The sequence below is a fragment of the Fibrella aquatica genome (assembly GCF_041321135.1).
Lineage (GTDB): Bacteria > Bacteroidota > Bacteroidia > Cytophagales > Spirosomataceae > Fibrella > Fibrella aquatica.
This window is the reverse complement of record NZ_JBGGWF010000003.1, coordinates 623,536-644,555: the sequence shown is the minus strand read 5'-3', so window position 1 is coordinate 644,555 and position 21,020 is coordinate 623,536. Positions and strand designations below refer to the sequence as shown.

The window sequence follows — 21,020 nt, the reverse complement described above, 5'->3', positions numbered from 1 at the left end:
CGGTTCCCACAGGTACGTTCGTCTAGCAAGTCAAACCGAACGTACCTGTGAGTGCCTACGTAGGAGTGGTGATTTCCTCAGTGAGTTCTGAAATTCCATTTAGAATCATCGCTGTTAAACTTAAATTCTGCTAATGTCGGCGTGCTATCTCCTGAAGACACCAGCGCTAACTTCTTTCCTGAATTGGGAACAACCTTAGGCATTATTCGGAAAGTGCCATCGGTCAATTGATCAATGCGCCATAACTGTTCGGGCGCACCGGTAAATGCCGGTACCGTTATTACTTCTGCATCCGTAGTTGCGGCTAAGGCCCGATCTGTTCCTGCCAACACAATTTTGTAATAGGGACCGCCTAGATAGCCAGTCGTATCAGGCGCGTCGGTAATCGTCCATTTTTGATGGGGCCGAGACATGTAGTCGCCTATTCGCACAGGAATGGTCCCTGTTGGCCAGTTTTTCATTACATCGGCCAGTTGCTGAGCCGCTACGGGCTTTATTGGGTCATTGTTGGGTTGGCCCCGTGGGCTAATGGGCATTCTTGTAAAATCCACGGCCAACTCTAACCCATATCCTCTTCGTACAGACTCAATTTCATACGTACCTTCTTTAAACTTTTCGCCGGCAACGGGCCAGCCATCTTTCCAAACCACCGGAAGGATGCCTAACACACTTCGCCCACCCTGCTCTAAATCGGCTTCATAGTGAATAGACATCTTTTCAACGCCTTTTTCAAGAATGAGGTGTCCAAAATGTCCGGGTCCTATTAGCCCTCCGCGGGTAGCCATCACCAGTTTCCCACCCCCTTCCAACATACTTCTGCCTACGTTGTCGAGGTAAGGGCCTGTTATTTTCTTTGAACGCCCCACCACCACATTGTAGGTAGAGTTGGCACCATCGCAACAACTGCCATGCGTAGCCAACAGGTAGTACCAACCATCGCGATAGACTAACGTGCTAGCTTCACAAACGATGGCTACGTCTACGGGTTTATTACCTGCCTTGAGTTTCCCTGTTTTAGGGTCTAATTCGATCAGGCGGGTGAATCCAAAATAGGTGCCATAGGTGAGCCAAAGGCGTCCGGTAGTGGGGTCCAGCATCAGACCGGGGTCGATGGCATCGTTTTCTTCATAGCCATCTGACGTAGCCACAACAACTGGTTCAGAATACTTAAAATCAGGTGATTTGGGGTCCAGAGTCTTGTTCCACATGGTCAGGATGGCTCCTTTGTGGCTGGGTGAACCGCCGGTTGCTCCATAGGCAACAAGGTAACGATCCCCAATTTTGAGCACGTCAGGTGCCGCTCCACCACCCGGTCGCACCCCGCCCCCATACCATGTCCAGCCATCTTCGGAAATTAACCCGCCACCGCCTGTGCCAAATGTGTAATACTTACCCTCACATTCAGCGATCGTTGAAGGATCATGGATAAAGGGTCTTCCAATTTGGGCTACTGCGGTTTGGGTTACTAAAAAGGCGAACAAGGTTATCAGGCCGGGTACGTTCATTCGTTTCATGTACTAAGTCGTGTTAAGTAGCTCAAATAGCCTACTACCCATTATTCATAACTGATACTGAGGTTGTTTACAGGCATTCCGTTTTCATCTAAAAAACGAACGCAGAAATTAGCCATACCGGGTCCGTTTATGACTGCCCCACGGATAATGTTTCTCCCCTTCCTGAGCGTTAAACGAGCGGAGGTGCCATTATCGGCAATCATATCCCTGTCGCCGGAAAGCATTAAAGCCTCCTGACCATTCAACCACCACATACTTCCAGAATTGCAACCAGCCGCCAGCCTGACGTTCTGAACTTCTTCAGGACAATCAACGACCGTAACAAGCCAGACCAGTATGCCGTATTTTGGTTTATTGATAGCGTAGGTGAAATGGTACAGATTGACGTTGAATGCCTTGCTGTCCAACGCATGCCACTTCAGTGCCTGGTTTCCCACGTTTACCGTTTCGCCATTGCGGGGAACGGCGGTATAATCGGTGGAAAAATTATCGGCCGAAAAAGTGGTTCTGAGGTAGTTGTCAGTGAATATATTATTCCTGGTAATGTCTTTTTTTACAGGTTCCAGCACAAGCCAACGCTGAATAAAGCCCTTGGCATCCGGTCGTTTTTTACCGGCAGCAGCCGGCGTAAAGTGCCTGGAAAGCGTGTGCGTTGTATCGCCTTTTATAGGTATGGGCGGGAGCGGTAGCCGCTGACCAGGACCTGGCCCCTGCGCAAAAGCGGTGAGGCTACCGATTTGCAATACGGATAAAATCGCAAAAATGATAACCAGCAACAAGGGTGTACGTTTTCTGTTCATAACAGATTTCTCTGGTAATGATCTGTGTTTCTACCAGTAAGCCTTGTTTAGACAAACCTACTCAACGAACCGTTGGTGGTTGGATTGCATCAACAAAATAGCATATATTGTCTACCTCATTGATGTGACAGATAAACTACGTCAATGATGTAGAGATGTTCAGCCGACAAACCAGTACCTACGTCCTTCTGTTGCTCAGCGCAACCACCTTGATGGCCATGTCGACAAGGGCTACATCAACGCTCAATTCAGTAGTTGCGCAATCTACCCTTGCGGCAATCAGCGCGCCTACCTCTGCGACGGAGCCAGCCTCTGAGTATATAGGAGAAGTTTACACCGTTGTGGAGAAAAACCCTGAGTTTCCGGGCGGCGAAGCGGGTATGAAAGCCTTTTTAGCGGCCAACCTTCGCTTTCCGGAAAAGGCTTATCAACAGAAAGTAGAAGGTGACGTCTACGTTGCCTACATCATCAGAAGCAACGGTTCCATTGCAAACCCTGAAATTTTAAAAGGCATCGGTGCGGGTTGCGATGAAGAAGTGATTCGAATGGTCAAAACCATGCCTAAGTTCAAGCCTGGCTATCAGGGGGAAACCCCGGTAGCCGTAAAAGTGAACCAGAAAATTGCATTCTACCTAAACGGCGGTGCAGAGCCCAGCTCAGACTACATAGGAGAGGTGTTTACCATTGTAGAGAAAAATCCTGAGTTTCCGGGTGGCGAGCAGGCGTTCAACGCGTTCATAGCGAATAATCTCCGCTACCCGGAAGAGGCGAAAAAGAAAGGGATTGCTGGCGATGTATATGTAAAGTACATTATCAGGAAAAACGGCTCTATTGCAAATCCTGAGATTTTAAAAGGCCTTGGCGCGGGTTGTGATGAAGAAGCCATTCGGCTTGTAAAAGCCCTGCCAAAGTATAAGCCCGGCGCTCAGCAGGGAGACCCCGTTGCAGTAGCTTGGAATCAGAGGATCAAGTTCAGACTGGTTGGTAATGCAAAGGCTGCCGAGTCAGACGAAGTGTACACGGTTGCTGAGCAAGCGCCTGAATTTCCAGGTGGAGACAAGAACCTCAACGCTTTTCTGGCGAAGAATATCCGTTACCCAGAAGAAGCCAGAAAGCAGAAAGTGGAAGGCGATGTCTTTGTGAATTACATCGTTAGAAAAGATGGCTCTATTGTGCAGCCAATCGTTATAAAGGGCATTGGAGCGGGTTGTGACGAAGAAGCGATCCGGCTGGTAAAAGCGATGCCCAAGTTTACCCCCGGTTCGCAAAGTGGAGCCCCTGTTGCAGTACGATGTAACCAAATTATTAAGTTCAGGCTGGATGGTAACCTTGATTGATTCGTCTTCCCTTCTTACTCAAAAAAACCATGCTAAAGATCGCCCCGCTTCTCGGTTCTTGTTATCTGTTCATCTCAACGGCAGTACAGGCGCAAGCTACCTACACCCCGCCCGATCTGCTACAGGAACGCATAAAAACTCGTGTGGCCATCCCTGTGACAGTGCAGGCACCACCAACCGACATACATCTTAGTTGCGGGTGTGGCCCCACCAAGCCTGAAGATCAGCCGATTGTCCTGGTAGATGGCAAACAATCTACTCTAAAAGGGGCACGCTCATTAAACCCATCTACCATTGAGAATATAGAGGCGTCGCGTGATGAAAAATGGATTAAAAAGTATGGTGATCTGGCTAAAAACGGAGTCATTTTTATCACTACGAAGAAGCCTGCAACTAACATTGAGCCAATTCAATAGCTGGGTGCGTTATTGCCTCAATTCAGTACGCTTCGTCTTCACCGGTACTGGCGCAGGTTGCCAGTTCACCATGGCTTTTGCCAATATACTAGCCACGATCAATTGCAGTGCGTGATAGATCATGATGGGCAGTAAAACCACCCCAACGGCCGTGGGCGGAAACAGTACCTTAACCATAACACTTCCCTGCACCAGCGACTTTTTAGAGCCGCAGAACAGGGCCGTAATCCGGTCTTCGCGACTGAAGTGCAACCACCGGCTGACCAGCATCACAAAGCCAAACACCGCAAAAAAGAGCGCCAGCATTCCCGCGGCCAGCAACAGCAGATCGAGGGCAGAATAGTCGCGGAACAGGTTCAGCTCGAATGATTCGCAGAAGGCGGTGTAGACAATCAGCAGAATGGTGATCTGATCGAAATAACGGAGAGCCGTTTTGTTCTTTTCGGAGAACCAGCCCAGCTTTTTGTTCAGCAACAAGCCCAAAATGACCGGAACGATAACCTGCAACGACAGTTTCAGAATAATGCCCTGCAAATCGAACTGCCCGCTGCTGGATGAAAGCAGAACACTCATCCATATGGGCGTAATGAAGACACCGATCAGGCTGGAGATGCTGGCGTTGAAAATGGCGGCGGGCATGTTCCCATTCGCAATAGATACCATCACCACCGACGATGAAACGGTAGACGGTAACGCAGCTACGTAGAAAATACCCGTCCAGAGCAACATCGTCTCCTGCGACATCAGCAGAGCCCGCGCGCCCAGCACCAACGCTGGAAAAACCACAAACGTGGTAAGGTGAATCAGCAGGTGCAGCCGGTAATTGCGCAGGCCAGTCTTCAGCTGATCGATGTTCAGCTTTAGCCCATAGAAGAAGAAGATCAACGATACGCCGTAGTTGGTCAGCGCCGACAGCGACAGTGGACCTTCCTGCAAACCGGGTTCGGGCCAAAGTTTGGCCAGCCCAATCATGCCCAGTAGAGCCAGAATAAACCAATCGAGCCCAACACGGGCCAGTAATGCAACAAACGACGTTTTTGCCATAGACAACTAACTCGCTTCCGTTGCTTTTCGTTTTCCATGCGCTAAAGCAGACGGTCACTCGCGCAGCACTTTGCGTTGTACCCGTCCCTGATTGGTTTCAATACTGACCACATACAGTCCCGACGGCAACGTACCCAGCTCAACCGATAATGAGCTTGTCAACGTACCCAGGTTTCGGCGTTGTTGCACAACAGCACCCGCTGCACTCACCAGATCAGCCGATTGCCAGGTAATGCCGGTGGGCAACTCAACGGTGACCCGGCTCCGGCTGGGGTTGGGGTATACCCGCACCTCGGCCGCCCAGGTAGGTTCGACCGCCAGCACAACCGGGGCGGCTTTGATCAAAAACGTACGGTCAACGGGTGTGGCGGCGTAGGTCTGACTGTTGCCTTCCTGGAAAGCGCGTACCGTTACCGAGCCTACGCCGGTAAATCGGAGCTGATTACCTACCAGTTCGGCGGGGCCAGCCTGTACGGAAAAAGCAACCGCCAATCCCGCCGATGAGGTTGCCTGAAGGGCTACGCTTCCGGCCGTCTGTAGCTGTTCGGCAATGGCATTGAAGGTGATGGTCTGGTTCACTTTCGTGGGAATAACCCGCGCTACGTTGGTGTACCAGACGGGCCATTTGGCACCGGTGTATAGGGCTACAACGGCTCCTCTCGGCGTCAATTTGTCAGCATTCAGGCTCATCAGGGCCACACTTTCTTTCCCCGCCTTATCGATGGTACCAAAAACAACAGCGTTATCGGTGCGCGAATAGCTGGGGAAACCAAGGTCGTTGTTTTCGTAGACGATCTCTACGTCGCCCCGCTCGATATTGGCCGCCAGTACATAGTATGTATCGTCGGTTTCATCGAAATAATCAAAGGCAATCAGGTCGGGTGAGGTCTTTGAAAACGAGGGGTTACCAATGCTTATTCCTTCATCGAGATCGGTAAATAGCTTATCGATTCGGCCTACATCAGAAAACCGTTTCGTCGACCCATTCCACACGTTGATGATGCCCACATCCCAATAATCGACCGCCTGTCCGCTGGCATTGGTGAGTTTATTATAAGCGTCGTAGATGATGTTTTCGCCCGAATAATCCCACTCAAACGAATCGGCATAGGCAACTTCACCCGTTTTTACACCCTGCGCCGACGTTGGATTATAGAGGGTAAACGTTTTCCATTGGGCCAGGTCGAAGCTATACACCCACATTTTTCCGTCCTGTTTATCCGTCAGCGCAGCCAGTTTTGTCCCGTCTTTCGACACAACTACGTTAGCCCAGCCCGCTTCCTGCGAAATGACGGTTTCAGACGCCGGACGGGTCATGCTCGAGGCGCGAATCCGGCCGTCGTCGCCTACGAATACGGCCACGCTCCCATCGTCGGTAAGGCTGGGGCGACGTTTCAGGGCCGACAAACTACGCGCGGTGAAGGCGGCATTGGGGTAAGGCGTGCTGAACAACTTATTACCATCAGTACCAACCAGCGCAATAAAATCCTGCCCGGTCGAGGTGGGAATGGGCGTTTTCTGGTCGGTGGGGGCGCTGCTTTCCAGAATACCCACATTGTCGAAAGCTGTTTTCACGGCCGTTACTTCGGCACTCCCCGCTCCGTGTAAATCAGTAGCGGCTCTGATGAGCGCCAGCCGCAGATCCAGAAATTTCGACGAACGGGTCAGGTACGTGGTCAGGGCGCGGTAATAAATCTGCTCAGCCTTGTCTTTTCCCGTTGTGGTGGCCACCTGATAAAAAGCGAAGTTGGGAATGCCGCTGTTGATATGCACACCGCCATTGTCTTCGGTGGTACTCACATACTGCGCCATGGTTTTGGGCTGATAACCGTTATCTGACTTGCCACCCTGATTAGGATTCGCCATGCTCCGCAACGCACCCGACGGAAAATACCGCGCCAGTACGACCTCTTCGCCAATTGTCCAGTCGTCGCGGTCGATAAGCACACCGAATACGTCGGCATATGATTCGTTGATGGCCCCGGCCTGCCCTTCATAGATCAGATTGGCTGAGTTCTGAATCACGCCGTGGCTCATTTCATGCCCCGCCACGTCGAGCGAACCCGCCAGTGGTTTGAACCCCACATCTCCGTTTCCGTAAAACATGTACTCGCCGTTCCAGTACGCATTGTCCATACCCTTACCGGTTTCCGGATCGTTTACGTTGATGATCGAGACCACCGTGCCGCCGCTACCGTTGATAGAATTGCGTTTGAATGTTTTTAGAAAATACTCGTAAGCCAGTCCGCCATTATACTGAGCCGATGCCGCCGAGGGCGTCCAGTTGGCATTAGTTGTTGAGGTTACCTGCTTCACCGACAACTTATCGCCGTAGGTATTGCCCGCATCAATTGTCCACAAAGCGCCAATCGGGCTATCGGGCAGCTTCGATTTGGTGGCGCTGTACATAGCGCGGGTAGCATCCATCAACACAAAGGAATTTCCCAGCTGATACGTTTTAAAGGAACGCGATACGCCGTTCAGGTCACGGGCCGATGCATCTCTGGGGCCGTCTATACTACAGGTATTATTGAATTTACGCAGCACATTCCCCGTTTCAGCATCGATAACAAACTGCCATCGTTCGAGCAGGTTGGGCCGAATGGTGAGGTCGTAGGCCAGCCGAGGAGTAGCCTGTTCATCCACACCACCCGCATATACGCACAGCTCGCCCGATATCGGCTCCAGCTTCAACAGTCCCTGCCCAAACATCTGCACCGGAGCTGATCGGCCCACATGCTGAAGGGCTGCTTTACCAGCCTGCGCCAGCGACAGAGTAGGCTGAACAGCCAGCGTAGCCGGAATAACCCGGTAGTGTCCGGTCATAAGCATCACCTCACCGTTGGCCTGGTGAACCGTCAGTTCAGCGCCATAGACCGGTACGCCCCGGTGCTTTTGCCGGAGCCGATGATGGGTTTGGCCCAGTTCATCAGTCGTGGTTTGCTTAATCGCAAAGGACTGATCGGTATCCGTAAGGGTCAACACACTACGTACCTGACTCAGAAACAGGAAAGTCGTTGCCTGCGCCGACCGCCGAAGCCGACCGCTACTTAGCTGACGACCAGCCGACTGATTTTCAATATAGACCGGCAAACCCGTGGATGGATCACGAACGATTTTCAGCGTGAGTGGAGGCATCGAAAGTGGTGCGGTGCCGGTCGCCAGCAACGTTTGCCGGGCACGTTGGTCGGTCGGTAAAGCGGCTTCGGTAGCGTTGAGGCGGCGGGCCAGATCCAGGTCGGCGCGGCCGGTTTTCTGCTTCACCGAGAATCCCCGGCCGCCACCCGACGTCCGACCACCGAGCAATGACCGGTTATCGGGAACAACAGGCTGAGCCAGCGCACTGATCGACAGGAATAAGCAAGCGTAGAGTAGTTTCATGGTGGGGAGGTTTAGGAGTGCATGGTTACTGATAAGCGGGTGGAATCATGCCTATAAAGCCTGTATACACCTGCTCGTAGTTGGCGGGTAGCTGTTTATCGCCCGGTGCCCAGGCCACTTTGCGGAGTTCGGTGCCTTTGCGCCAGCTCACAAACCGGTAGATGTTGCCCGGCTTGTTGTAGGTGGTTTTCCGAATAGCACATCGATCTTCTACCGACCAGAATACCTTTTTGGTATTGGCTGCGGTCTGTTTACCCACAAACGTGTATGTTTTCTGCCCCGCTTTCCGGCTGAACAAGCGCCCATCGTCGAGGAGCGAGTAACTCTTTTCTTTACCGGTTACGCCACCGCCCGAGCCTACCGTCAGCACTCGGCCTTTGTAGGTATCGGGAATTTCGCGGGAAGCCGATGTTTTCTTAGCCCGCATAACCAGAGCGGGCGTTTTATCGGTTTTTGTAGCCGGTTTCTTCGTCAGCGAATTGGGATCGGCCACCGTAGGTGCCTGAGCCAGCACGGCAGCGGGCAGGGTACTGAACAGAACAAGGGTAAGAAAACGAAGTCGCATAGAGTGGACGGTGGGTGAAAATGGATTAGTAAGGAGTATTGGATAGCGGACACTGGATGTTGGATAAAAAAGCCCTTGCATAGGCCTGCTTTTTATTCAATATCCAGCGTCCACCATCCAATGTCCTACGCGTTGGGTTTAGTACATCTCTTCGCGGATGGTGGCCCGCCAACCAGCACCAGACCGGCGCAGGGTAACGATAAACAGATCAGAGAAATCGCCGTGTTCAATCTTCTGCCTTTTTGGGGTCGCCCCTAGGTCACGGGTAATCTCCAGAATGGTGTTGCTATGACCCACTACCAGCGCTGACCGATGCTGAAAAGTACGTATACGCTGAGTCAGTTTTGTAACGGGGCTTGTTGGGTATTGTGTTAACGGTAGTCCCTTTGACTGTGCGGTTGGCCGGGCCGTTTGCTGGGTACGTGTGTAGGGCGTCACATAGATGGTATCGAGCTTTACCTTGGCCAGGCGTCGGGCCAACTTATCGGCCCGTCGTAATCCTTCGGCCGACAGGCTTGTTGTATCTGAATCGTTGGCCCGTTCGGCATGACGAACCACGTAAACGGTAGCCGTTGGCGAACAACTGGTCAGGCCACCAGCCAGTAGCAGCCAGGAGAGGCATGTTTTGAGCATGATCAATAGTTTTCGAGAAGGTGATTGGGGGATGCAGTAACCACTTTGTGGAACTTGTTCCCCGCCGACAAGATAATCAACAGTTTGAGTATATACTTATTGGCACGACACAACCAGTTGTTATACAGCATCTTAGTATTATATTATCGCTATCGACACCTATGTTGGTACGCTTTTTTCAATAAGCATACCGTCTACATGACCCATTTCACTTAACACATATACTCATGAAATCACTACCCGGAATATTACTTGGCATTGCAGCAGGGGTTATTGTTGGTGTGCTTCTGGCACCCAAGAGTGGTAAAGAAACCCGTGAGGGTCTTGCCTCTGATACCGATAATTTTTTCAGCGATTTGCAGGATCAATTACAGGATGGCCTGGAAAGTATCCGTAAACAGTACAGTGAGTACGTCGAAACGGCGGCAGATAAGACCAAAAGTGTGGCCGCTGACGCCAAGCGTCGGGCCAATTTTTAATAACAACCAACTCGTAAACAAAGAACACAATGCGTAGCACACGTGATTTCCTAACCGGCCTGTTAACAGGCGTAGCCATTGGTATCCTGACAGCTCCCCGGAGCGGCAAAGAAACCCGCGAGAAGCTGGTTGAAGAGGCAAACAAACGTTCGGAAGACCTGAAAGACCAATACGGTAAGGTGAAAGAACAGGCTAACCAATATGTTGATCAAGCCAAAGACCAGTTCGGCAAAGTGAAAGAACAGGCCACTCAGTATGTTGGCCAGGTTAAAGAGCAAGCCAACCAGTATGTTGGCCAGGCGAAAGATCAGTACAATCAGGTTAAAGGTCAGGCGCAGTCGGAGTTCGACGCCAATAAATATCAGGCGCAGTCAGATTTCAACAACACAGTAGACGAGGCAGCTGACAAAGCTAAATCGGGCATAAATTCTGCGAAAGAGTCGATCAAAATCGACTAATCGCATCCCAGTACAACAGTACTGATTTACTCAACGATCTATGAAAGAACGCCCCCGGCATTATTATGTCGGGGGCGTTCGCTTTGAATGGGTACGCAGATGTTTGATGGGTACACGGATCGCGCGGATAGTATAGGTACGCGGATTAAAAGGATTTAAAAGGATTTTCGCGGATTTTTGGATTTAAAGGGATTGGCTCTGCTTCAGGCTACGCATCCGTTTAAATCCAAATCCGCGCGAATCATTTTAAATCCCTTTAATCCGCGTACCTATACTATCCGCGTACCATCATCATTCGCGTACCATTGTGCTGAAGAACTCGAACGTACCTAGCACAAAGTCGATGATACCGGTGGCGTGCGTTCGGCCCTGTAGTCGGTAGAGCGCTACATTAGTTGCTCCCTGCTGCTGCATGGCCTCGTACGCATTCTGCGTGTTAAAATAAAACACGGTATTATCGGCGTCTCCATGGTACAAACGCGTGGGTGCCAACGGTTTCCAGTCGTGAATGTCGTTATCATGTACGGCTTTAATGAATGCGGTATCAGTGCCGTTCTGTACCGCCTGCCGGAAGCTGTCGGTCAGTGCTTCGTTAAAACTGACGTTAATCAATGCCTGACGACCATTAGCCTGTACCCGACTGGCGTATGGTTCTTTGAAGTAATGCGATGCAGGTCGATTCAACCCATACACCCGGTCATAGGTCAGTAATACCCACAAGTACAATCGGTTGTAATCGGTGTTGCCGTGGGTACGTGTGTTCACAATGTGCCGCATGAACGCAGGCTTATCGTACGCCCCCGCCCCCGCGCTCGACGCAATCAGGTTAAACTCGGTAAGCGCTTCGGCTTCGAGTTTTTTCTGCAATGCCAGGGTAGCATACCCGCCTTCTGAATAACCTGCCGTGAACAGCTGCTGATTCCAGTTCACCTTTTCATCGCTCAGAAACTCCTTCGTGGCCCGCAACATATCCAGTGAGGCCGATGCCAGTGAAGCGTTGTGTTCGTACGGGTGCGGCAGGTTGTTCGAGGCTCCATACCCGATATAATCAGGCGCGGCCACAATGTACCCTACCGACGCGAACACAGAGCCAAACGTGTAGGCTTCGCTGCCGCTCCGATAATACGAAGGAGCCTGCTCATCACTACTGATGGTGCCATGCTGCATACTGATCAGTGAAAGCGCCTGTGTAGTTTGTGGCACCAACACCGCCCCCGACGCAATAATGGCGCGGCCGTCGGTATTAATGGTATTGTAGGTGAGGCGATACACCTTGATGCCATACCGGTTCAGCAACCGAAGAAACGAAGTAGCGCCCTGATAGCGACCTCTGAGCTGATCGACCGTATACGTACCCAGCAGTTCGGCGTTGACTAAGGTACGGGGTTTAGGCACGGCAACTTCATTGGCCGGTGCTGACTGACGGCAAGCCGACGGAGCCAATATTGTCAGCCCAAAAAGGGCCGACAAAAACAGGAATTTTAGCATGAAAACGTTGAGTGATTGTTACTTAAAAAACACAGCTAAACCCCCTTCCGTTCAGTTTCAGACATAGTCGGCCCAAAACGAACAGGCCTGTTACAGACTGGGCGTCCCCGACTGAAGTCCGTGTTACGTATTATCATTGCTACCGCTAGACAGCAAAGCCACCGCATGAAGGAAAAAGCCCTGCCCATTCTCCAGCTCGACGATTTTGAACGAGCCCATCAGTACGATCCCGGCGTTTATGTGCAGTTGTTTGCTGAGCATGCCACACAATACCAGTTTGTTCACAGCCCGCACCGACACGACTTTTATATGCTTGTCTTCTTTACAAAAGGACAAGGCATACATACCATCGATTTTGTGGAATACGCCATCAGGCCAGGCAGCGTTTTTTTTATGTCGCCCGCTCAGGTGCATAACTGGATATTCTCAGACGATACCGATGGCTACCTGATCTTTTTCAACGCCGCCTTTTACCTCATCGATTTCCCAGCCCGAAAATTAAGCGACCTGCCCGTTTTTCACTCACTGGCTACGCCTCCGGTCATTTATCCGTCGGCAGCAGAGTCACCTGATCTACAAAACATCTTTAGCCTGGTATATCAGGAGCATATCGGTAGCAGTTACCGCCGCGAAGACATCATCCGGTCTTACCTGAATATTCTGTTGATTAAATTGAGTGGCTTGTGCCTGGCCAATAAGCCGCCGCAGCTTTCGTCGCATGTGCAAAACCAGATTCGTCAGTTGGAATTACTGGTCGAAGCCCACTATGCCGAACACAAGACTGTTCGCGAGTATGCCAATATGATGGCCTTGTCAGAAAAGCAGTTGTACACGGTTTGTCAAATGGCCCTGGGCAAGCCGCTTCAGAAGCTCATTCAGGAACGCCTGACCCTCGAAGCCAAACGATTACTGGTTCACACTGACTTATCAATAGCGCAGGTGGCAGACCGCCTCCATTTTCTGGATCACTCCTACTTTAACCGGTTCTTTCGCAAAGAAACAGGCATGACTCCCGAGCAATTTCGACGCACTTTCCGCTAGCCATAAAGAGACCAGTAGTTAGGCCCGACATTGGATTGGCTAATTTACAGCTTTGGGCATGTGCGGTTCAGGCTTGACAAAGATGATCAGCCAGGTGCGGCGCGCCATTCTGAAGAAGAGCGGTGTCAGTAGCAGCAGCGTCGGTACCAGCCCAATTAAATAATAGTTCAGATCAACGTTAAGCCCGATGACTACGATGAAGAAAGTGGCCAACGTCCAGATAGTCGAATAGGCATAGCTGACGAACATGGAAGCCCAATAAAAGCCTGGTTCGGGCAGGTAGTTAAGGTGGCAATGCGGGCAATGGTTATGCATCTGATCGAAGTGACGGGTGAAAGCACTTTTCGTGACAAAAAAGTCGCCCTTGTGGCAGCGTGGACAGGTATTAAACAGGACGCTATATAATCGGCTATTGGTTAGCATGGCAGTTGTCGTTGGTTGATTTACGCAACAAAGGTCATCTGTAACGGCGGGCGCTCTAGGGACAAATCCCCCCTTTTATGGCACAAATCGAGTTAGTTTGGCCTACCTGCCCTACAGTTGCTGGCCGGTGTACTCCTCGATGCCTTTGGCTCGAATAGCTTCCTCATACTAAAAGTCGACAGACAGTTTACCGGCAGATCTGTTGTATACCCGCTACGATGCCGTTACATCGGTCATCTGTTTAGCAAATCGATCTACAATAAATCTCTGGCTGCTGTTGCCTTACAAGCTACGTCAGCCCGGATCAGCAATCGTATGGAACCGGTATCTCATTCTCATCAAAAAGCAGTAAACGACCTGGTTGCCTTTCTATTCAACCGGCGCGAAACACTGCTGAATAACTGGCGTTCGGCCTGTGAAAAAGACTCTTCGCTGAAGAAACTGTCGATTTTATCCCGCGAGGAATTTAACAATCTGATGCCTGTTATCCTCGATATTCTGGAAGAAAAACTACTGGGTAAGCATCCTAAAGTGGACCCGGGAGTGGCCGCCCGAACACATGGTCTGCATCGCTGGCAAAAATCGCTCGGCCTACCGGAATTACTGACAGAACTCCATCACTTGTCGGTAGTTCTGTTCGATCAGCTAAAGCATTTTCGTGAGTTGTTCCCAAAATCGGACCCTGACCTGGTGCTGAACGCTCAGTATCAGATTATGCACCTAATGAATGAAACCATTGGTGGTAGCGTAACCAAACATGACGAACTTCAACGATTACAGGCCGCCAATCGAGCCTCCAGTCTGGAAAAAGCGCTGGAAGAAATGGAAGCTCTCTCGCGGCAGCGGGGCGATCTCCTTCGTACCTCATCACACGACCTGCGAAGTGGCCTGGGCCTCAGCCTCGGGGCCGCTAACCTGCTTCAGATGGAAGACCTGAGCGAGCAGGAACGACAGCAGTTTATGGAGATGCTGAACCGAAACCTGACCCATGTACAGTCAATGCTCGTCAACCTGATGGATTTGGCCAGGTTGGAAGCAGGCTATGAACCGTTAGCTCTGGAAGATTTCGACGCTGCCCAGCTTCTGAACGAACTAGTCACGCATGCACAGCCCAAAGCAGCAGAACGCGGGCATATTCTTCGCGCCGACGGCCCAAGCACACTGCCGGTAAGAACCGACCGACTTAAGATCTACCGCATTGCTCAGAATCTGATCTTGAATGCGCTCAACCACACCCCATCCAGTACTGATAAACCGGGTATGGTATCGGTATCGTGGGCGGCCGAGCAGGATTGGCGGTGGGGTTTCAGTATCCAGGATTCAGGGCCCGGACTACCCAACGAACTGATGGAGCAGTTCCATAAACAACTGAAACCCATTGTGGAAGAAACCACAGTACTGGCCCCCGATGCCGGACAACCGGTTGCTTCTGTTCCAAACAATGATCATCAGATACCATCGGGAGAAGAGTTAGCCGGGCAAGAGCAGGATATGTCAGAAAACAAAGGCGAAGGCGTTGGTTTACAAATTGTGAAACGCCTCTGCGAACTGGTCGGGGCTAGCCTGGAGATTGAAAGCATTTCAGATCGCGGCACTCTTTTTCGGGTTAGGATGCCTATGCAAACGCCTGATTTTTAGCACGTACAGTTTATAGATGTACCAGATAATCAGTCAGGGTTTTCCATTGAATTTTCTGGTAAAACAGCCAACCCGCTGCGGCAATAGCCGTGTTAATAACAGCCCGGTCACCGGCTTCGGGCTGATGATTATTAACGACCTCGTCCCGCCCAATTTCAGAGGCGATCAGCCTGGTTCCCCCCCGTTCGACCCTGAAGATGCTCCGTGCCGCTTCGGTAAAGAAATGATCGGTTTCTTCGGCATCACCTTTGGCGGGGTCATGGGTTGGCTGCACGGCAAATTCTACCCGGTTTTCGTACACCGAAAAGTCAACCACACGTACCCAGTTTCCAGGCATCGGTCCCGGAAGCTCGATACGGATGAAGTCACCCAGCGCAACGGGGCCAGCCTCTTTAGGCGCTCGGTGTTGATCGTACAGGAAAAAATTAGCGGTAAAACTGGAAATCGCTGACCAGCCAGGTACGTTCATCAGTTTTTCTACCGAATCAGCAAAAGCAGCTTCGGCCGCCGCGTTATCGGAGAAAATATGCTCGCTGACAAACGACACATCTTTACTGGCCTCTCCCTGCACAGCTTCTATCTCATGGACGGCCTTATTGGCCAGTGGATTAGTTTTCATGGGTGGTATGCAGACGGCTTATCGTTGTTTCCATCAGGCTCCCCATTAACCCCCTCCTCTCATCATGACGTCACGGGCAGGCCATTAAAGTAAGTAAACGGGCACGCTCAATCAGGCGCGTCAACCTTAAATCGGTAGAGATACGGCGCCTTATGTGGTGTACCGGCCCGCCGTTCAGAAAGGCGCTCTAACGTACCTGAGCCCATCATTTTCTTGTAGAAATTGCGGGCATCCAGCGAATAACCCAGTATTGTTTCGTGCAGCCGCTGTAGTTCGGGGATGGTAAACGTAGCGGGCAGCAAGTGGCTAAGTGGCTGATCATCGAGCTGTTTACGCAGCGACTGCAAGGCAACACTAATGATGTGATTATGATCGAAGAGGAGCGTCGGCACTTCATCGACACGCCACCAACAGCATTCATCGGTTAAAAAATCGGGCGCGGGTACCACTTTTGAGTAATCGACAAGCGCGTAGTACCCGATCGAAATAGTCCGCTCAGACCAGTTTACCTGCTGAATCGGCAGCTTTGTCTTTTTCCAGGTCGCGGCCTGATCGTAACGAATGGCTTCACCAAAAACGTGAAACTGCTGAAGATATAGTTCACGCAATCCCGTTCGCTCCTGCATAACGCGCTGCGCCGCCACATCGACCGATTCGGCTTTGCGAATAAACCCACCCGGCAGACTCCACTCTGTGGTCCCCTTCCAGCGTAACAGCAACACTTTCAACTGATTTTCGTGGAAACCAAAGATGACGCCATCGATAGACAGATAGTGAATGCACTGTTCTGATATGTCCCGGTAATAATCGACCGCCGGATGATTATACTCATTCATAAAATTTTACAACAAAAGGCCTACCAATAAAGTAGACGGCTTACCTTTACGTACTTTTGACGTAAAGGTACTATTTGCTCATTTCTCTATGCGCCTACCCTATTTTTACCTCTACTTTTTCCTGCAACTACTACCGGTGCTAGCTTTTAGCGCTAAGGTAGACACGCTGGACGTACCCAGTGCCGCCATGAACCGAACCCTACGGGCGGCCGTGGTTTTGCCCGACCGGTACAAGAAAGCCAAAAAACAGCCGTTTGCGGTGCTCTATCTCCTCCACGGCGGGTCGGGCGGTTTCCGGGACTGGCTTACCAAAACGCCCGACAAAACCCTGCTCCACCGCCTGGCTGACCAGTACAACCTCATCATTGTGACGCCCGAAGGCGACCCCAGCAGCTATTATTTCGACAGCCCGCTGGTGAAAACAAGTCAGTTCGAGACTTTCATTGCCAAGGAGTTAATCGAAAAAATAGACAATACGTACCGCACCATCCGTGCTAAAGAAGGCCGGGTCATTGCCGGCCTATCGATGGGAGGACATGGTGCCTTATACATATCGAGCCGACACCCTGATTTGTATGCCGCTGCCGGGAGCATGAGCGGGGTCATGAACATCAACACCGCTACCTGGAAAGTCCCTGCCGATTTTGCCAAACTCCGCCGCGAAAACCTGGCTAAACTGTTGGGGCCAGCTCAGGACGGAGACACTCCCTACCCCGGCTACACGATGGTAACGCTGGCCAACCAACTCAAAGCCAACAAACTACCGCTGATTCTGGATACTGGCGTCGACGATTTTTTGATCGATACGAACCGCGATCTGCATCGGCAATTGCTGGCCAACCAAACGCCCCACGACTACACCGAACGGCCCGGTGCCCACACCTGGGACTACTGGCAGAACGCACTGCCTTATCAGGTCTTGTTTTTCAGCAAAATCCTGGCAAGCAACGCCAACAAAACTCCATAGCCATCGGTATGAACACATTGATCCGCGCGTTTCTTCTGCTTTTCATCGTACCGGCTGTTGCATCGTTCACCCCCGGCAGGCATATCAACCCCATTCGGGTGAGTGGCGGACTGGTGTCAGGTACGTTCAACCAACAGGGCGATGTGCAAATCTTCCGGGGTATTCCTTTTGCCGCGCCGCCGGTAGGGCCCCTTCGCTGGAAAGCACCTCAACCCGTTGAACCCTGGACAGGTGTTAGAGCCTGCACCGCTTTTAGCGCCAGTCCCATTCAGGGCACTCCTAATCCGTTTGGGCCGTGGAGTGCTGAATTTCTGATTCCGAAAGCGCCCATCAGCGAAGATTGCCTCTACCTGAACGTCTGGACCGGGCAACGGGCCAACGAGTCCAAAACCACCAAACGGCCTGTACTTGTCTGGATTTATGGTGGCGGTTTCAACAGCGGCGGGGGCGGTGTGCCGATTTATGACGGCGAGCGAACGGCTCAAAAAGGCATTGTTTTCGTGAGCATCAACTACCGTGTAGGCGCGTTTGGTTTCCTGGCCCACCCGGAACTCACGGCCGAATCGGGCCGAAACGCGTCGGGCAATTATGGACTGATGGATCAGATAGCGGCGCTTCAGTGGGTGAAACAGAACATTGCGGCCTTTGGCGGCGACCCAGCCAACGTAACCATTGCCGGACAATCGGCAGGGTCAATGAGTGTCAACTGCCTGGTAGCGTCTCCCCTGGCGAAAAACCTATTTACCAAAGCCATTGCCGAGAGTGGTGCTAATCTGGCTCGACCGACTCAGACGCTGGCGCAGGCCGAAGAAACCGGCCTGAAAATTATGCAGTCGTTGGGTACGTCGTCGCTGGCAGAACTACGCGCCAAACCGGCGGGCGAGATTCTGGATAAAGCCCAGGGCCTGCGCGGCCCCATTGTGGATGGGTACGTGCTCCCCCAGTCGGTAGGGGCGATTTTTGCCGCTGGTCAGCAAAACGACATTACGCTGCTCACGGGTTGGAACGAAGATGAAGGTATGAATTTCGGACCAGCCAAAAACGTAGCTGCTTACCAAAAACAACTCGACGAACAATATGGCTCCAATGCATCGACCTTGTTGACCCACTACCCTGCCAGTTCAGACAGCGAAGCGGCAATCTCACAAAACCGGCTTTCGCGAGACATGATCTTCGGCGCACAGAACTACGCCTGGGCCAATGCCGAAAGCAAGCGGGGCAAGCCCGTATTTGTTTATCGGTTCACGCGTAAACTACCGGCAACTGGCCAGTACGCCAACTACGGCGCCTTTCATACCGGCGAAGTGGCCTACGCTTACGATAATCTCCGTTTCATCGACCGTCAGCTCCGGCCACTCGACAAAACCGATGAGGCGCTGGCCAACACCATATCGAGCTATTGGGTCAACTTTATAAAAACAGGTAACCCCACCGGGAAAGGACTTCCCAAATGGCCCGCCTATTCCCTAAAAGACAAACAGGTGATGGAGTTGGGCGATCAGGTACGTGCCCGTCCCCTGCCCGATGCCGCCGCACTCGATTTCCTACTTAGTGTACTGAAGTAGTTGGGAATAATCACACCGGGTTTTACCCAGTGCAATGAATGCGTTGCTTCTCAACGTACCTGACCAACTCCTGAATTAAAGCTAGCAACGCATCCATTGCACCGGGCAAGGCCCTGTGTGACCATTCACCGAATTACCCATTTACCCCAATCACCTATTTCCCATGACAACCAAAACACTTCTTGTTTCTCTTGCTGTGCTCACGCTACCTTTTGGGGCTTTGGGTCAGGCTACTAGCCAATCTGCACCCGTTGTAGCAGGCACCGGTATCGCTACGGTGCAGACCGAATCGGGCAAGGTAAAGGGCTATATTCACAACGGCACCTACACGTTTAAGGGCATTCCCTACGCCAAAGCCACCCGGTTCATGGCCCCCACCAAGCCCGATTCCTGGACGGGCGTGCGCAGTTCAATGACCTACGGGCCCGTTTGTCCGATGGATGCTACGACCAGTACAATGGATGAAATCGAATTTCCGTTTCACCACGATTGGGGCTACACCAACGAGAATTGTCTGAGCCTGAACGTATGGTCACCAGCCATTAATAACGCGCAGAAAAAAACCACGGGCGGCCGCCCCGTCATGGTATGGTTTCACGGCGGTGGTTTTACAGCCGGTTCATCGATCGAGTTGCCTTCGTATGATGGTGAGAACCTGACAAAAAAGGGCGATGTAGTAGTGGTGACGGTTAATCATCGCCTGAACATTCTCGGTTTTCTTGACCTGTCGGCTTACGGCGACACGTACAAAAATTCGCCCAACGCCGGCCTGATGGATCTGGTGGCGTCGTTGCAGTGGGTAAAGGCAAACATTGCTGAATTTGGCGGCGACCCCAATAATGTGACCATCTTTGGTCAGTCGGGTGGAGGCGGCAAAGTGACCAGCCTTATGAACGCGCCCTCGGCGAAAGGGCTGTTCCACAAAGCTATTGTGCAGAGTGGTAGTTACCTCAGCAGCTTCACCGATCGTAAGCTTGCTCAAAAGGTAAGTGCCGCCTTGTTGACCGAGTTAAAGCTTCAGCCCAATCAGGTCGATTCGTTGCAGCATATATCGTACGAACGTCTGAATGAAGCCGGGAAAAAGGCCATTCGGAACGTGAGCGCCAGCCTGAAAGGCGAAGGTCTGCCCGCTTTTGGCCTCGGATGGGGACCTATTCACGACGGTAATTTTTTACCATACCAAATCGGAGAAGCTGCCGCCATTGAGCTATCGAAAAACATTCCGTTGTTGGTGGGATCTACCAAAACGGAGTTTGGCCCCTTCAACCCAACAACCCGTGTAGCCACGGTGGCCGATGCCAAAACAAGCCTTCAGAAGCAAATGGGCGACAAAACGGATCCGTTCATGGCGGCGGTAAAGAAAGCCTACCCCGAAGCCAACAAGCCTTCTGACCTGGTAACGGTCGATATCAACTTCCGGGCGGGTGCCATTCGGCAGGGTACTCAAAAGGCGGCTACTGGTACGGCACCAGTGTATATGTACGTGTTTTCATGGGATTCGCCGGTGAATGATGGCATCTACAAATCAATGCACTGCATGGAACTTCCGTTTATGTTCGACAACATCAGCCGGTGCGAAGAGATGACCGGCGGCGGAAAAGACGCTCATACCCTGGCCGACAAGATGAGCCGTGCCTGGCTTGCCTTTGCCCGTACCGGTAATCCCAATCACAAAGGGTTACCAACCTGGCCTCAGTATACGGGTCAGAATGGAGCTACCATGCTCTTCGACAATGCCTGTCAGGTGAAAAACCACCACGACAAAGAGCTGATTGAACTGGCAACCGGAAAACCGTTATAATTTTATAGTCATTAG

General features: G+C 51.7%; 19 protein-coding genes. 9 read left to right on the top strand and 10 right to left on the bottom strand.

Going from position 1 to position 21,020, the window contains the following annotated elements; genetic code table 11:
* Nucleotides 1-77: 77 nt before the first annotated feature.
* Complete coding sequence (locus ACAW87_RS10365) at nt 78-1,514, bottom strand: family 43 glycosylhydrolase (protein ID WP_370723307.1); 1,437 nt, start codon at nt 1,512-1,514, stop codon at nt 78-80.
* A gap of 41 nt (nt 1,515-1,555) precedes the next feature.
* Entirely contained in the window at nt 1,556-2,314 is a 759-nt protein-coding gene (locus ACAW87_RS10360; RefSeq protein ID WP_370723306.1) for an acetylxylan esterase, read from the bottom strand.
* Between the two features lie 380 nt (nt 2,315-2,694).
* Between ACAW87_RS10360 and ACAW87_RS10355 the strand changes: the two genes are divergently transcribed.
* Both ACAW87_RS10355 and ACAW87_RS10350 read left to right on the top strand, forming a co-directional pair.
* A complete protein-coding gene (locus tag ACAW87_RS10355; RefSeq protein ID WP_370723305.1) occupies nt 2,695-3,651 on the top strand; it encodes an energy transducer TonB in 957 nt (318 codons plus the stop codon).
* A 29-nt stretch (nt 3,652-3,680) separates the two neighbouring features.
* The gene (locus ACAW87_RS10350) at nt 3,681-4,067 is read left to right on the top strand and encodes a hypothetical protein (protein WP_370723304.1); all 387 of its coding nucleotides are present in this window, start codon (nt 3,681-3,683) and stop codon (nt 4,065-4,067) included.
* A gap of 9 nt (nt 4,068-4,076) precedes the next feature.
* On the opposite strand, the gene ACAW87_RS10345 is transcribed toward ACAW87_RS10350, so the two are convergent.
* From ACAW87_RS10345 to ACAW87_RS10330, 4 genes are all read right to left on the bottom strand, one after another.
* Entirely contained in the window at nt 4,077-5,111 is a 1,035-nt protein-coding gene (locus ACAW87_RS10345; RefSeq protein ID WP_370723303.1) for a bile acid:sodium symporter family protein, read from the bottom strand.
* Between the two features lie 54 nt (nt 5,112-5,165).
* On the bottom strand, nt 5,166-8,492 hold the full coding sequence (locus tag ACAW87_RS10340; RefSeq protein ID WP_370723302.1) for a M4 family metallopeptidase: 3,327 nt from the start codon (nt 8,490-8,492) through the stop codon (nt 5,166-5,168).
* 25 nt (nt 8,493-8,517) lie between these two features.
* Entirely contained in the window at nt 8,518-9,057 is a 540-nt protein-coding gene (locus tag ACAW87_RS10335) for an FAD-binding oxidoreductase (protein WP_370723301.1), read from the bottom strand.
* 138 nt (nt 9,058-9,195) lie between these two features.
* Complete coding sequence (locus tag ACAW87_RS10330; RefSeq protein ID WP_370723300.1) at nt 9,196-9,690, bottom strand: SixA phosphatase family protein; 495 nt, start codon at nt 9,688-9,690, stop codon at nt 9,196-9,198.
* Between the two features lie 227 nt (nt 9,691-9,917).
* Here ACAW87_RS10330 and ACAW87_RS10325 point away from each other — a divergent pair, with 227 nt between their 5' ends.
* Nucleotides 9,918-10,169: a YtxH domain-containing protein gene (locus ACAW87_RS10325; protein ID WP_370723299.1), complete on the top strand. Its 252-nt coding sequence runs from the start codon at nt 9,918-9,920 to the stop codon at nt 10,167-10,169.
* 29 nt (nt 10,170-10,198) lie between these two features.
* Nucleotides 10,199-10,627: a YtxH domain-containing protein gene (locus ACAW87_RS10320; protein ID WP_370723298.1), complete on the top strand. Its 429-nt coding sequence runs from the start codon at nt 10,199-10,201 to the stop codon at nt 10,625-10,627.
* Nucleotides 10,628-10,918: 291 nt separating this feature from the next.
* Here ACAW87_RS10320 and ACAW87_RS10315 read toward each other — a convergent pair whose 3' ends face one another.
* A complete protein-coding gene (locus ACAW87_RS10315) occupies nt 10,919-12,115 on the bottom strand; it encodes an alpha/beta hydrolase family protein (RefSeq protein WP_370723297.1) in 1,197 nt (398 codons plus the stop codon).
* A 165-nt stretch (nt 12,116-12,280) separates the two neighbouring features.
* Here ACAW87_RS10315 and ACAW87_RS10310 point away from each other — a divergent pair, with 165 nt between their 5' ends.
* Entirely contained in the window at nt 12,281-13,156 is an 876-nt protein-coding gene (locus ACAW87_RS10310) for a helix-turn-helix domain-containing protein (RefSeq protein ID WP_370723296.1), read from the top strand.
* 39 nt (nt 13,157-13,195) lie between these two features.
* Here the strand turns inward: ACAW87_RS10310 and ACAW87_RS10305 are convergent, their stop codons facing one another.
* Entirely contained in the window at nt 13,196-13,579 is a 384-nt protein-coding gene (locus tag ACAW87_RS10305) for a DUF983 domain-containing protein (RefSeq protein ID WP_370723295.1), read from the bottom strand.
* A gap of 315 nt (nt 13,580-13,894) precedes the next feature.
* Here ACAW87_RS10305 and ACAW87_RS10300 point away from each other — a divergent pair, with 315 nt between their 5' ends.
* The gene (locus ACAW87_RS10300; RefSeq protein ID WP_370723294.1) at nt 13,895-15,217 is read left to right on the top strand and encodes a sensor histidine kinase; all 1,323 of its coding nucleotides are present in this window, start codon (nt 13,895-13,897) and stop codon (nt 15,215-15,217) included.
* Between the two features lie 10 nt (nt 15,218-15,227).
* Here the strand turns inward: ACAW87_RS10300 and ACAW87_RS10295 are convergent, their stop codons facing one another.
* Nucleotides 15,228-15,836, bottom strand: coding sequence for a hypothetical protein (locus ACAW87_RS10295; RefSeq protein ID WP_370723293.1), 609 nt, complete (start codon nt 15,834-15,836; stop codon nt 15,228-15,230).
* Between the two features lie 107 nt (nt 15,837-15,943).
* Complete coding sequence (locus ACAW87_RS10290; RefSeq protein ID WP_370723292.1) at nt 15,944-16,672, bottom strand: NUDIX hydrolase; 729 nt, start codon at nt 16,670-16,672, stop codon at nt 15,944-15,946.
* Nucleotides 16,673-16,760: 88 nt separating this feature from the next.
* On the opposite strand from ACAW87_RS10290, the gene ACAW87_RS10285 reads away from it, so the two are divergent.
* The 3 genes from ACAW87_RS10285 (at nt 16,761) to ACAW87_RS10275 (ending at nt 21,005) form a co-directional block, all read left to right on the top strand.
* On the top strand, nt 16,761-17,639 hold the full coding sequence (locus ACAW87_RS10285) for an alpha/beta hydrolase (protein WP_370723291.1): 879 nt from the start codon (nt 16,761-16,763) through the stop codon (nt 17,637-17,639).
* Nucleotides 17,640-17,647: 8 nt separating this feature from the next.
* Nucleotides 17,648-19,204 carry a carboxylesterase/lipase family protein gene (locus ACAW87_RS10280; RefSeq protein WP_370723290.1) on the top strand — a complete coding sequence of 519 codons (1,557 nt, stop codon included), beginning with the start codon at nt 17,648-17,650 and terminating at the stop codon, nt 19,202-19,204.
* Between the two features lie 163 nt (nt 19,205-19,367).
* Nucleotides 19,368-21,005, top strand: coding sequence for a carboxylesterase/lipase family protein (locus tag ACAW87_RS10275; protein WP_370723289.1), 1,638 nt, complete (start codon nt 19,368-19,370; stop codon nt 21,003-21,005).
* Nucleotides 21,006-21,020: the final 15 nt, after the last annotated feature.